The sequence below is a fragment of the Cupriavidus sp. OTU4054 genome (genome assembly GCF_038440175.1).
Classification (GTDB): domain Bacteria; phylum Pseudomonadota; class Gammaproteobacteria; order Burkholderiales; family Burkholderiaceae; genus Cupriavidus; species Cupriavidus pauculus_D.
This window is the reverse complement of record NZ_JASATF010000029.1, coordinates 36218-48580: the sequence shown is the minus strand read 5'-3', so window position 1 is coordinate 48580 and position 12363 is coordinate 36218. Positions and strand designations below refer to the sequence as shown.

11 protein-coding genes and 1 tRNA gene are annotated in these 12363 nt (G+C 65.6%); 10 read left to right on the top strand and 2 right to left on the bottom strand.

Annotated features, from left to right (window positions below; all coding sequences use genetic code 11):
* The first annotated feature begins 100 nt into the window (after positions 1–100).
* Positions 101–904, top strand: a complete 804-nt coding sequence (folE2, locus tag AAHB16_RS26865; protein ID WP_150372481.1) for a GTP cyclohydrolase FolE2 — start codon at positions 101–103, stop codon at positions 902–904.
* A 15-nt stretch (positions 905–919) separates the two neighbouring features.
* Here the strand turns inward: folE2 and tsaD are convergent, their stop codons facing one another.
* Positions 920–1948, bottom strand: a complete 1029-nt coding sequence (gene tsaD, locus AAHB16_RS26860; protein ID WP_150372480.1) for a tRNA (adenosine(37)-N6)-threonylcarbamoyltransferase complex transferase subunit TsaD — start codon at positions 1946–1948, stop codon at positions 920–922.
* A gap of 108 nt (positions 1949–2056) precedes the next feature.
* On the opposite strand from tsaD, the gene AAHB16_RS26855 reads away from it, so the two are divergent.
* The 6 genes from AAHB16_RS26855 to AAHB16_RS26830 all read left to right on the top strand — a co-directional run bounded on the left by AAHB16_RS26855 (position 2057) and on the right by AAHB16_RS26830 (position 9170).
* Positions 2057–3298 (top strand): NAD(P)/FAD-dependent oxidoreductase, encoded by a 1242-nt coding sequence (locus tag AAHB16_RS26855; protein WP_150372479.1) that lies wholly within the window; start codon positions 2057–2059, stop codon positions 3296–3298.
* A 123-nt stretch (positions 3299–3421) separates the two neighbouring features.
* Positions 3422–3634 carry a 30S ribosomal protein S21 gene (rpsU, locus tag AAHB16_RS26850; protein ID WP_109581792.1) on the top strand — a complete coding sequence of 71 codons (213 nt, stop codon included), beginning with the start codon at positions 3422–3424 and terminating at the stop codon, positions 3632–3634.
* A gap of 93 nt (positions 3635–3727) precedes the next feature.
* The gene (locus AAHB16_RS26845) at positions 3728–4177 is read left to right on the top strand and encodes a GatB/YqeY domain-containing protein (RefSeq protein WP_150372478.1); all 450 of its coding nucleotides are present in this window, start codon (positions 3728–3730) and stop codon (positions 4175–4177) included.
* A 282-nt stretch (positions 4178–4459) separates the two neighbouring features.
* Positions 4460–6298, top strand: coding sequence for a DNA primase (gene dnaG / locus AAHB16_RS26840; protein WP_342052455.1), 1839 nt, complete (start codon positions 4460–4462; stop codon positions 6296–6298).
* 215 nt (positions 6299–6513) lie between these two features.
* A complete protein-coding gene (gene rpoD, locus AAHB16_RS26835; RefSeq protein WP_411859789.1) occupies positions 6514–9081 on the top strand; it encodes an RNA polymerase sigma factor RpoD in 2568 nt (855 codons plus the stop codon).
* A 10-nt stretch (positions 9082–9091) separates the two neighbouring features.
* Positions 9092–9170: transfer RNA gene (locus tag AAHB16_RS26830), tRNA-Ile, on the top strand.
* A 71-nt stretch (positions 9171–9241) separates the two neighbouring features.
* On the opposite strand, the gene AAHB16_RS26825 is transcribed toward AAHB16_RS26830, so the two are convergent.
* A complete protein-coding gene (locus AAHB16_RS26825; protein WP_150372475.1) occupies positions 9242–10045 on the bottom strand; it encodes a formate/nitrite transporter family protein in 804 nt (267 codons plus the stop codon).
* A gap of 289 nt (positions 10046–10334) precedes the next feature.
* Between AAHB16_RS26825 and AAHB16_RS26820 the strand changes: the two genes are divergently transcribed.
* The 3 genes from AAHB16_RS26820 to AAHB16_RS26810 all read left to right on the top strand — a co-directional run bounded on the left by AAHB16_RS26820 (position 10335) and on the right by AAHB16_RS26810 (position 12358).
* Positions 10335–10892: a DUF3455 domain-containing protein gene (locus AAHB16_RS26820; protein ID WP_223851298.1), complete on the top strand. Its 558-nt coding sequence runs from the start codon at positions 10335–10337 to the stop codon at positions 10890–10892.
* A gap of 102 nt (positions 10893–10994) precedes the next feature.
* Positions 10995–11588 carry a sigma-70 family RNA polymerase sigma factor gene (locus AAHB16_RS26815; RefSeq protein ID WP_342052454.1) on the top strand — a complete coding sequence of 198 codons (594 nt, stop codon included), beginning with the start codon at positions 10995–10997 and terminating at the stop codon, positions 11586–11588.
* Complete coding sequence (locus AAHB16_RS26810) at positions 11585–12358, top strand: anti-sigma factor (RefSeq protein WP_342052453.1); 774 nt, start codon at positions 11585–11587, stop codon at positions 12356–12358. The genes AAHB16_RS26815 and AAHB16_RS26810 overlap by 4 nt, the downstream gene beginning before the upstream one ends.
* Positions 12359–12363 lie beyond the last annotated feature (5 nt).

Below are 12363 nucleotides of genomic sequence, written 5' to 3'. Positions count from 1 at the left end.
TGTGTTCGCAGCTACGGACCCGACCGCGGTCCGTGGTTTCACACTCGTTGCGCGGCGTCGATGGACTGCGAAAACCGCCGCGACCGTAAAGGAAACCCAGATGAATGACATCAATCCCGCCTTCGTCATGCCCGACGTGCAATCGAGCCTGGATACCCGCCAGATTCCGATCGAGCGCGTAGGGGTGCGCGGCGTCCGTTATCCGCTGTCGGTGAAGACGCCGAACGGCGTGGTGGCCACGGTCGGCACGTTCGACCTCGACGTGCGCCTGCCGGCGGACCAGAAGGGGACGCATATGTCGCGCTTTGTGGCACTGCTCGAGGAAGAGCAGGCGCCGCTGGACCTTGGGGGGTTTCGCGCGATGATGGACAGCATGTTGACGCGGCTCGAGGCCGACGCGGGCCGTATCTCGGTGCGTTTCCCGTACTTCATCTCGAAGACCGCGCCCGTGTCGGGCGTGCAGTCGCTGATGGACTACGAGGTCACGCTGACCGCCGAGGCGCGCGACGGCCAGACGCGCGTGTTCCTGACCGCGCTGGTGCCCGTGACGAGCCTGTGCCCGTGCTCGAAGAAGATTTCGCAGTACGGCGCGCACAACCAGCGCTCGCACATCACGATGAAGGTGGAGCTCGCGCAGGAACTGCCGGTGGAAGCGCTGGTGCGGATGGCCGAGGAAGAAGCGTCGTGCGAACTGTGGGGCCTGCTCAAGCGCCCGGACGAGAAGTTCGTGACCGAGCGCGCCTACGAGAACCCGAAGTTCGTGGAAGACCTCGTGCGCGACATCGCCATGCGCCTGAACGCGGACGACCGCATTGCCGCATACACGCTCGAGGCCGAGAACTTCGAATCGATCCACAACCACAGCGCCTACGCGCTGATCGAGCGCGACAAGCGCGTGGCCTGAGCGAGCGGGCCTGGATCAGGCCGGCAGCCTGATATCGGCCAGATCCCAGCGCGGCGTCACGCCGTAATCGTAGTCGTGACGCGCGAGCTGGGGTGCGGCCGATAGCCGCATCGCGCCGGCAAACGCGATCATCGCGCCGTTGTCGGTGCAGAACGCGAGGTCGGGGTAGTAGACCTGCGCACGCCGCGCCTTCGCCATCTGATTGAGCCGTTCGCGCAGCTGGCGGTTCGCGCCGACACCGCCTGCAACCACCAGCCGCTTGTGTCCGGTCTGCTTGAGCGCGGCCATCGACTTGGCCGCGAGCACATCGACGATCGCATCGACGAACGCGCGCGCCAGGTTCGCGCGGTCCTGCTCGCAGGCGTTGCCGAGCTTGCGCGTCTGCGTCAGGACTGCCGTCTTGAGCCCCGCGAACGAGAAATCGAGATTGCCCGAATGCAGCATCGGCCGGGGCAGTTCGAACGCGCCGGGCGTACCGAACTCGGCCAGCCGCGACACTTCCGGGCCGCCCGGGTATCCGAGGCCAAGCAGCTTGGCCGTCTTGTCGAACGCTTCGCCGGCCGCATCGTCGAGCGTCTCTCCAAGCAGCGTGTAATCGCCGACGCCCTTGACCTCCATCAGTTGCGTATGGCCGCCGGAGACCAGCAGCGCGACGAACGGGAACGGCGGCGGCGCATCGGTCAGCAGCGGCGACAGCAGATGGCCTTCCAAATGGTGCACGCCGACCATCGGCACACCGAGCGCAAAGCCCAGCGCATTGGCGACCGAGGCGCCGACCAGCAGCGCGCCGGCGAGCCCGGGCCCCTGCGTGAAGGCGATGGCATCGATATCGGCGCGCGTGCGCCCCGCATCGTCGAGCGTCTGTCGCAGCAGCGGCAGCACGCGGCGGATATGGTCGCGCGAGGCCAGTTCGGGCACGACGCCGCCATAGTCGCGATGCATCGCGATCTGCGAGTGCAAGGCGTGAGAGAGCAGACCTGCCTCGGTGTCGTAGAGGGCGAGGCCGGTTTCGTCACACGAGGATTCGATGCCGAGCACGAGCATGGGATGAATGGCGCCGGAAAAACGGATAAATCGGAAGGGCAGCAGGGTAGCACAGCGGCGCCGGGCATGCCGGACGCTACAATCTGCGCTTCTTTGGATGGGGTAACGATGACTTCAGGCAGGAACGACCGGTTCGACGTGGCGGTGCTTGGCGCGGGCGCGGCCGGCATGATGTGTGCCGCCGTGGCCGGGCAGCGGGGCGCGCGCGTGGTGCTGATCGACCATGCAACGCGCATCGCCGAGAAGATCCGCATCTCCGGCGGCGGCCGCTGCAACTTCACGAACCTGCAGGCGGGTCCCGCCAACTACCTGTCGTCCAACCCGCATTTCAGCCGCTCCGCGCTGGCCCGCTACACGCCGCAGGACTTCCTTGCGCTGATGCGCCGCTACGACATCGGCTGGCACGAGAAGCACCGCGGCCAGCTGTTCTGCAACGAAAGCGCCGAAGACGTAATCGGCATGCTGCGCGCCGAGTGCGACGCGGGCGGCGTGCAGTGGCGCACCGGCTGCGGCATCGAGGAGGTCCGGCGCGAAGGCGACGATTATCTGCTGGTCACCACGCAGGGCACGGTGCGCGCGGGCGCGCTCGTGGTCGCCACGGGCGGACTCTCGATCCCGAAGATCGGCGCCACGGACCTCGGCTACCGCATCGCCCGGCAATTCGGCCTCAAGATCGTGGAAACCCGCCCGGCGCTCGTGCCGCTGACGTTCGATGGCCAGGCGTGGCAGCCATTCGTGCCGCTGGCGGGCGTGTCGATGGAGGTCGATATCGCGACGGGCAGCGGCAAGACCGCCGGCGCGTTCAAGGAGGACCTGCTGTGGACGCACCGGGGGCTCTCGGGCCCGGCCGTGCTGCAGATCTCCAGTTTCTGGCGGCCCGGCACCCCGATCGATATCGACCTGTTCGACGGCGAGGATGCCGCGGAATGGCTGATCGGCCACAAGCGTGGCAGCCGCAAGCATCTGGCGAACCTGCTGGCGGAGCGGCTTCCCTCGCGGCTGGCCGACGCCTGGTGCGCGGCCGCGGGCCTGCCGGGCGCGCAGTCCGTGGCGGATCTCCCCGACAAGGCGCTGCGGCAGCTCGGTGCCGCGCTCAATCGCTGGCAACTGGTGCCATCGGGCACCGAGGGTTACCGGAAAGCCGAGGTGACCATCGGCGGGGTGGACACGCGTGGGCTGTCGTCCACGACCATGATGGCGCGCGAAGTGCCCGGCCTCTACTTTATCGGCGAGGTCGTGGACGTGACGGGCTGGCTCGGTGGATACAACTTCCAGTGGGCGTGGGCCTCGGCCGTGGCGGCCGGGGAGGCGGCGTCCGAGGCGACTGTTGCGTCGCTGGCACGCCAATAGCCGCGTGCCGCCATGCGCGTGCGCCGTCACAGGCCTTGCGCTACAATCGGCGCTTCGTAAAACCGCCGGCCCAGCCGCTAGCAGCACTCGTCGGAACCTCGCCGGTCCTTCTTTTTTGGCCAAATGACTACCATTCGCCTCAAGGAAAACGAACCGTTCGAAGTCGCGATGCGCCGCTTCAAGCGGACCATCGAGAAGACGGGCCTGATCACCGAACTGCGCGCGCGAGAGTTTTACGAGAAGCCCACAGCCGAGCGCAAGCGCAAGAAGGCGGCCGCGGAAAAGCGCCACTACAAGCGCATTCGCAGCCAGATGCTGCCGAAAAAGCTGTACTGATCGCCGGTTTCGCGTCAGCATCGAGGACCCGCTCATGAGGACCCGCCTGGAGCCAGGCTCCGGCGGGTTTTTGCATTTTTCCGGAATTCTGCCATGTCTCTCAAAGCACAGATCAATGATGATATGAAGGCTGCCATGCGCGCCCGCGAAACGGACCGTCTCGGGACGATCCGCCTGCTGCTGGCCGCGATCAAGCAGCGCGAGGTCGACGAGCGCATCGAGCTCGACGACACGGCCGTGACGGCCGTCGTGGAAAAGCTGATCAAGCAGCGCAAGGATTCGATCACGCAGTTCGAGGCCGCAAACCGCCAGGATCTGGCGGACAAGGAGAAGGCCGAGGTCGTGGTGCTGCAGGCCTATATGCCGGCCGCCCTGTCCGATGCCGAGGTCGCCGCGGAAGTGCAGAAGGCCGTCACCGAGACCGGCGCCGCCGGTCCGCAAGACATGGGCAAGGTCATGGGCGTGCTCAAGGGCCGCCTGGCTGGCCGCGCGGACATGACCGCCGTGTCGGGCCTCGTAAAAGCCGCGCTCGCCCCCAAGTAAGGTGGGTCCCGGGCGGGTGCCAGGGCGCGGGCGGATGGCTTCGGCGCGCGATTGCTTCAGAGTGTAATAGTCAGCATGCTTATCGATTTAGCCGGTGGCTTCGCGGAAGTTGCCGGCAGATGCTGACTTTGTCGGGCGGCCCGTTGTCTGTGCACTACAATCCATTGCATCAATGAAACACGGTGACCGGGCGCTGCCCGGTCGAAGTGTTTTTAGCCATCCATTCCAATAATATGGCCGCCGGACTTTCCGGCCGGTCAAGCCATCAGGACGGTCAGTCGGGTGATTCCGCAATCCTTTATTCAGGACCTGCTCAACCGTGTCGACATTGTCGATGTGGTGGGCAAGTATGTGCAGCTGAAAAAGGGCGGCGCCAACTTCATGGGCCTCTGCCCGTTCCATAACGAGAAGTCGCCGTCCTTTACGGTCTCCCCGACCAAGCAGTTCTATCACTGCTTCGGTTGCGGCGCGCATGGCTCGGCCATCGGCTTCCTGATGGAGTATTCGGGCCAGTCCTATCCCGACGCGGTGCGCGAGTTGGCCCAGTCCGTCGGGCTCAGCGTGCCCGAGGAGCGCGATCGCCTGCCGCCCGCCCAGCGCGCGGAGCAGCAGGCGCGCTCCCTCGCGCTCTCCGACGCCATGACGCGCGCCACCGAGTTCTATCGCCGCCAGTTGCGCGGCGCGCAGACGGCCGTGCAGTACCTCAAGGGGCGTGGGCTGACCGGCGAGATTGCCGCGCACTTCGGCCTGGGCTACGCACCGGACGACTGGCAGGGGCTGGAGGCCGTCTTCGGCAGTTTCCGCGACGATGCGATCGCCGGGCCCCTCATCGAGGCGGGCCTGCTGATCGAGAGCAGCGACAAGCGCGATGCCGACGGCAAGCCGCGCCGATATGACCGGTTCCGCGACCGCATCATGTTCCCGATCCGCAATACGAAGGGCGCGGTCATCGGGTTCGGCGGCCGCGTCATCGGCCAGGGCGAGCCAAAGTACCTCAATTCCCCCGAAACGCCGCTCTTCAGCAAGGGCACCGAGCTCTACGGCCTGTTCGAGGCGCGGCACGCGATTCGGGAAACCGGCTACGTTCTCGTGGTCGAAGGCTATATGGACGTGGTGGCGCTCGCGCAACTTGGGTTTGCCAACGCCGTGGCGACGCTGGGTACCGCGTGCACGCCCGTGCATGTGCAGAAGCTTTTGCGCCAGACCGACGCCGTGGTGTTCTCGTTCGACGGCGACGCCGCGGGCCGGCGTGCCGCGCGGCGTGCGCTCGAGGCTTGCCTGCCGCATGTGGCGGACAACAAGACCATCCGGTTTCTCTTTCTGCCGGCCGAGCACGACCCCGATAGCTATGTGCGCGAGCAGGGCACCGATGCCTTTGCCGCGCAGGTGCGCGACGCGATGCCGCTCTCGCGCTTCCTGTTGCAGGTGGCCACGGAAGAGCAGGACCTGCGTCAGGCCGAAGGCCGCGCACGGGCGCAGTTCGAGGCCAAGCCGATGCTGCAGGCAATGCCCGCGGGTGGGCTCCGGCTACAGATTGTCCGTGAACTTGCCGATGCCACGGGTACGACTCCCGCGGAAATCGAGGCGATCTGCGGGCTCGGCAGCGATGCGTCGCGCGTCGGCCGCTATGCGGCGCCGCGCCCGCGAGCCCGCCGGCAGGCCCCCACGGCGCTGGAGCAGCGCGTGGTGCAGTTGCTGATGACGTATCCGTCCCTCGCGGCGCGGCTCGACGGCGATGCGCGGGCGCTGCTGCTGGATAGCGAGCGGCCCGAGTCGGAAGTGCTCGCGCACCTGGTCGCGGCCTGCGAGGGTATCGAGGGGCCCGCGAATTTCGCGGCGTTCAGCGAGCAGCTGGCGCAGTCGCCGTATGCCGAGGTCTATGCCGCGGCGCGGGCGGCCGTGTTGCGGGAGGACATCGAAGAGGAGCCGGCGACACTGGAATTCGATGGCGCCGTCCACAAGTTATTGGCAGAGCCGCTGAAACGCGAACTCGACGCGCTGCAGGCGGCCGTCATCGCCGGCACGGCCGACGAGGCGGACAAGACACGCCTGCGCTGGCTCGTGACCGAGGTTCAGCAGCGACGGCAGATTGGATACAGGGGCCCGCAAGCCGACGACTAAGCGACGACTGAGGCGGCGAAGGCGGTAGTAGCGGTATGGCAAGAGCGGCCCGCGATGGCCAAGCGACAAGCCCCGGGTCCCGGTTTGTCATGCTTAAGCCTTGATTTTTCAGGTGAAAACCATACCTGACAGGAAGCCGGGGGGTAGCGACGTGCTACAATGCCCGGTTTGGATTGCGAAATCTCTCTCCAGTTCTGGCGAAAGTGAGCGTGCCAATGGCAAAGGCCAAAGCAACCGATGTGACTCATAGCCCATCCGGCGAAGAGTCCACCAAAGCTCCCCCAACCGGGAGCGGCAAGGCGTCCGTGAAAGCAACGGCGGCGAAGACTTCGACCGCGACAGTCAGGACGACACAGGCCCGGTCTGCGCCATCAAAGTCCGCCCGTGGTGCTTCCGCACCCGACGAGACCACCGCCGCCAGGAATCGCATATCCGAAAGTAACAAGCCCTCGACTTCGGCACGCGAGAGCAACAGCGCCAATACTAGCGGCAAAAGCGCCGCTGCATCAGTGAAAGGCAAGAGTATCACCGTGGCGAAACAGCAGAATACCGAAGTCGAGAGCAAGCGTGCGGCCAGCGCCAGCACGCGGACAGGCACCGCCCGTAGTGGCGAGGCCGCCGCGGCGCCCAAGGCTCGTGCCGTGACACCCGCACCCGCTGCATCGGAGCATCCTTCCGCGCCGGCCGTCAAGCCGGAGCCGAAGAAGCGTGGCCGGAAACCGAAGGCCGCCGAAGCGCAGCAAGACGACAGCACTACTGAAGACGTGACTGAAGAGTTTGAAAACGATACGCCCGCGGTGACGACCACCGCTGCGCCCAAGACGGAAAAGCAGAAAGCCAAGGACCGCAAGGCCAAGGAAAAGGCGCTGCTGAAGGAGTTCGCCTCGACCCAGCAGGGTACCGAGGAAGAACTCGAACTCCGTCGCCAGAAGCTCAAGGCGCTGATCAAGCTGGGCAAGTCGCGCGGCTACCTGACCTACGCGGAAATCAACGATCACCTGCCGGACGACATGGTCGATTCGGAAACGATCGACACGCTGGTCGCCACGCTGAACGACATCGGTATCGCCGTCTACGAACAGGCGCCGGATGCCGAGACGCTGCTGCTCAACGACAACGCACCGTCCGCCACGAGCGAGGAAGAAGCCGAAGAGGAAGCGGAAGCCGCCCTCTCGACGGTGGACTCCGAGTTCGGCCGTACCACCGACCCCGTCCGCATGTATATGCGCGAGATGGGTACCGTGGAACTGCTGACGCGCGAAGGTGAAATCGAGATTGCCAAGCGGATCGAAGCGGGCCTCAAGGACATGGTCATGGCCATTTCCGCGTGCCCGGTCACGATCTCGGAAATCCTCGCCTACGCGGACCGCGTGCGCAACGACGAGATCAAGATCGACGAGTTCGTCGACGGCCTGATCGACCCGAATGCCGAGGAAGTCCAGGAGTCGGCCGCGAACGCCGCTTCGGCCGCCGAGGACGAGGACATCGAGGCCGACGAGGAAAGCGACGGCGACGAGGACGAGGACGACGACAGCGGTGCTGGCGGCGGTGCCTCCGCGCGCCAGCTCGAAGAGCTCAAGGTTGCCGCGCTCGAGAAGTTCCACGCGATTGCCGACCAGTTCGACAAGATGCGCCGCGCGTTCGAGAAGGAAGGCTACAAGTCCAAGCCTTACGTGAAGGCGCAGGAAGCCATTCAGGCCGAACTGATGGGCATCCGCTTTACCGCGCGTAACGTCGAGCGTCTGTGCGACACGCTGCGTGGCCAGGTGGACGAGGTGCGCAAGCTGGAACGCGCGATCCTGAACATCGTGGTCGACAAGTGCGGCATGCCGCGTTCGGAATTCGTGCAGCGTTTCCCGGGCAACGAGACGAACCTGGACTGGATCCAGACCATCGTGGCCGACAACAAGGGCTACAGCCAGATCGTCGAGCGCAACGTGCCGGCCGTGCACGAACTGCAGCAGAAGCTGATCGACCTGCAGGCCCGCGTGGTGCTGCCGCTGAAGGAACTGAAGGACGTCAACCGCAAGATGTCGGAAGGCGAGAAGCGCGCGCGTGAAGCCAAGCGCGAGATGACCGAGGCCAACCTGCGCCTTGTGATCTCGATCGCCAAGAAGTACACGAACCGCGGTCTGCAGTTCCTCGACCTGATTCAGGAAGGCAACATCGGCCTGATGAAGGCCGTGGACAAGTTCGAATACCGTCGCGGCTACAAGTTCTCCACGTACGCCACGTGGTGGATTCGCCAGGCCATCACGCGTTCGATCGCCGATCAGGCGCGCACCATCCGTATTCCGGTGCACATGATCGAGACGATCAACAAGATGAACCGCATCTCGCGTCAGATCCTGCAGGAAACCGGCAACGAGCCGGATCCGGCAACGCTGGCCGAGAAGATGGAGATGCCGGAAGACAAGATCCGCAAGATCATGAAGATCGCGAAGGAACCGATCTCCATGGAAACGCCGATCGGTGACGACGACGACTCGCATCTGGGCGACTTCATCGAGGACACGAACACGCTGGCCCCGGCCGAGGCCGCGCTCCATGGTTCCATGCGCGATGTCGTGAAGGACGTGCTGGACTCGCTGACGCCGCGCGAAGCCAAGGTGCTGCGCATGCGCTTCGGTATCGAAATGAGCACGGACCACACGCTGGAAGAAGTCGGCAAGCAGTTCGACGTCACGCGTGAACGGATCCGCCAGATCGAGGCCAAGGCCCTGCGCAAGCTGCGCCACCCGAGCCGCTCCGACAAGCTGAAGAGCTTCCTGGAAGGCAACTAAGCCCTTCCAAGGGCCTCTAGCTCATGCCTGGTTAGAGCAGCGGACTCATAATCCGTTGGTGCCGTGTTCGACTCACGGGAGGCCCACCAACTTACCGCAGTACGAAAAAGGGACTACGAGAAATCGTAGTCCCTTTTTTTTCGTCCGTGCGCAGCGTTGGTTATCGGACGACCGTCTTGCCCGCGGGTTTGGCGTGCGGTTCGCCTTCGCTCTGCTGGACCCAATATCCCAGCGCCATGAACACGCTGCCGCCGACGAGGTTGCCCAGCGTGACGAAGACCAGGTTGTGGATGGCGCCGGCCAGCGTGATGGTGTCCGGGTGCGGGCCGAGCAGGGCCAGCGAGAAGACGAACATGTTGGCGACGCTGTGTTCGAACCCGCCGGCCACGAATGCGAAGATGGGCCAGAAGATCATCGCGAGCTTCGTGCTGTCGCTCTGGGTTCTGGCCACCATCCATACCGCGAGGCAGACCAGCCAGTTGCAGAGCACGCCCTTGGCGAACAGTTCCAGCGGTGCTCCGCTCATCTTGGCGTGGGCCACCTTGAAGAACGCGTCGGCGCCGTCGGTCAGCATCACGCCGCCGCCGGCCGCGTGCACGATTGCCGCGAGGAGCGCGGCGCCGATGAGGTTGCCGGTCCAGCTCATGGACCAGACCGTGATGGTGCCGCGGATATCGGTCGTGCCGCGCAGGTTAGCCAGCGGCATCACCATGGCCGTGGACGTGAACAGCTCCGCGCCCGCGAAGATGACGATGGTCAGCGCCGACGCGAAGACGGCGCCCGCGATCAGCCGGGCATAGGCCGGATCGACGTGCGAGGAAACGGAGAACATCAGGATGTCGCCGAAGCCGATATAGGCGCCGGCCATCATGGCGCCGACGAGATAGGCGAACGGTGCCAGCCGGGCCTTCGACGCCTTGTGGGCGCCGGTCTCGGCAAGCTGCTGGATGGTGTCTTGATACATGGCGAGGAGGGGGGGCGATGGAGCAGGGGGCGATGGCTTCCGGCGGCGCATTGCATAGGCCGCGTGTGAGCAATGATAGTCCTGCGACTGCGGGAAAACCCTGATATTCCCGCGCCGCGCCACTGTACCCTTCGCGTGGGCGTAACTTTGTGTCCCCCGCTTCGGTGCAGCCCCGCGAAAGCGAAACGGTTTTATTTTTCGCACGCTGCATCCAAATGGCCCGCTCGTGTGTAGAGCTAGTGCAACCCCATGGTTGCGACAGCCAACATCACCTCGAGGGAGCGTCGTCATGAAACGAATGCTGTTGCTTACCATCCTGGGCTCCGCGGCATTGACCGCGTGTTCGTCGAACAAGCCCATGATGACCAGTACCGCCGCACAACCCAATGCCGTGGCGGAACCGATCCGCGTGCCGGCCGGCCACGCCATGGTCATGCAGACGGTCGGCGCGGGGCAATTGCTCTACGAGTGCAAGCTGAAAGCGAACACCACGGACGCCCATGAATGGACGTTCGTCGGACCGACGGCGACGCTGATGGATCGCAGCGGCAAGACTGTCGGCAAATACTATGGCCCACCGGCCACCTGGGAATCCCTCGATGGGTCGAAAGTCACCGCCACGCAGGTCGCCGTCTCTCCCGCCGGCGCCGGCAATATTCCGCATCAGCTAGTCAAGGCCAACCCCGCGCAGGGGAGTGGGAGCATGTCCGGTGTCACGTATATCCAGCGCGTGGCGACCAAGGGCGGCGCGGCGCCGGGGACGCCGTGCTCCGGTAGCAACGCGGGGGCCAGGCAAACGGTAGAGTATCAGGCGGACTATCTGTTCTGGAAAGCCTCCGCATCGTGACGGGAGGGCAGCGTCAAACGCCTGTTGGCGCGATATGATCGTTGGCAGATCCGGTCCGGGGCATCCGCCCCGGGACGTTCGCGTTGCGCGGGAGGCGCTGTCTTGAACGATTCCATGTCGGCCATGCAGGATGTGTTCGTCCGAGACGTCTTCGACTATGCGGGCGCGATCGCGGGCTGCGCCGCGCGCGATGCGGAGGCATTGCGCCGTCTCTACGATCATGCGTCGCCATATCTGCTCGGCGTCGCGCTACGCATCGTGCGCGACCGCCAGACGGCGGAGGATGTCCTGCACGACGCGTTCGTGAAGATCTGGACGGCCGCGGAAAGCTATGACGATGCGCGCGGTGCCGCGCGCGGCTGGCTGTTCAGCATCGTCCGGCATGAAGCGCTCAACGTCGTGCGGGGCCGCCTGAGGGTGGTGACGCCCGACGACGAGGCCGCGGAAGCGATCGATGCGGAGGCGTCTTACGCGGCCTCGGTCGGCCGCGCGGACGCCGGGGAGACGCGCGTGCTGATGGGCCGCCTGAACGATTGCCTCGAACACCTCGACGAGCCGCGGCGCAACAGCCTGATGTACGCGTATCTGGACGGGTGCTCCCATAGTGAAATCGCCGCGCGCCTCGGTGCGCCGCTTGGCAGCGTCAAGGCATGGATTCGCCGCGGGCTGCAGGCATTAAGGGAGTGCATGCAATGAGCGCCGGCCCGCCAGATTCGAACCACAATGCGCCCGACGGCGGCCACGACGGCCACGACGACGAGATCGATCGTCTCGCGGGCGAGTACGTGCTGGGCACGCTGTCCGATGCCAGCCGGCAGGGCGTGGTGCGCCGCATGGCCACCGATGCGCAGCTGGCCGCGCGCGTGCAGGTATGGGAAGCAAGGCTGCATCCGATGACGGCGCTCGTGGAGCCGGTGCAGCCGGATGCCGCGACGTGGCCGCGTATCGAGGAAACGATTGCCGAGCGTGTCGGCTACCGAGTGCCACCGCCAGTGCGTGCCGACCGGGGGCGGCCGCGCTGGTGGGAGGCACTGCCCGTGTGGCGCGGCTTCGCGCTCGGGGCGTCCGCCTGCGCGGTCGTGCTGGCGGTGCTGCTCGGCCGGCAGATCCTGCAGCCGCCACCGGCGCCACGCTATGTGGTGGTGCTTGCGGAACCGCGCGACAAGACGCCGGGCTGGCTGATCCAGGCGAGTACCTCGCAGAAGATCACGCTGATTCCGCTCGGCGCGCAAGCCGCGCCGCCCGATCGCGCGCTGCAGTTCTGGACCAAGGGCGATGACTGGACGGGACCGGTATCGCTGGGTCTCGTGCAGCCGGGGCAGCGCGTGGAAATTCCGTTGGACAAGCTTCCGGCGCTACAACCGAACCAGTTGTTCGAAATCACGCTCGAGCCCGCGACGGGCTCGCCGATCGGCCGGCCGACGGGACCGATTCTTTATATCGGCCGCGCGCTGAAGGTCAGTTAGTCGGC

Coding starts and splice junctions, on each gene's coding strand:
- AAHB16_RS26820 (WP_223851298.1), top strand. CDS start 10,335: ATGAAACGAATGCTGTTGCTTACCATCCTGGGCTCCGCGGCATTGACC.
- AAHB16_RS26845 (WP_150372478.1), top strand. CDS start 3,728: ATGTCTCTCAAAGCACAGATCAATGATGATATGAAGGCTGCCATGCGC.
- tsaD (WP_150372480.1), bottom strand. CDS start 1,948: ATGCTCGTGCTCGGCATCGAATCCTCGTGTGACGAAACCGGCCTCGCC.
- folE2 (WP_150372481.1), top strand. CDS start 101: ATGAATGACATCAATCCCGCCTTCGTCATGCCCGACGTGCAATCGAGC.
- rpoD (WP_411859789.1), top strand. CDS start 6,514: ATGGCAAAGGCCAAAGCAACCGATGTGACTCATAGCCCATCCGGCGAA.
- AAHB16_RS26810 (WP_342052453.1), top strand. CDS start 11,585: ATGAGCGCCGGCCCGCCAGATTCGAACCACAATGCGCCCGACGGCGGC.
- rpsU (WP_109581792.1), top strand. CDS start 3,422: ATGACTACCATTCGCCTCAAGGAAAACGAACCGTTCGAAGTCGCGATG.
- AAHB16_RS26825 (WP_150372475.1), bottom strand. CDS start 10,045: ATGTATCAAGACACCATCCAGCAGCTTGCCGAGACCGGCGCCCACAAG.
- AAHB16_RS26855 (WP_150372479.1), top strand. CDS start 2,057: ATGACTTCAGGCAGGAACGACCGGTTCGACGTGGCGGTGCTTGGCGCG.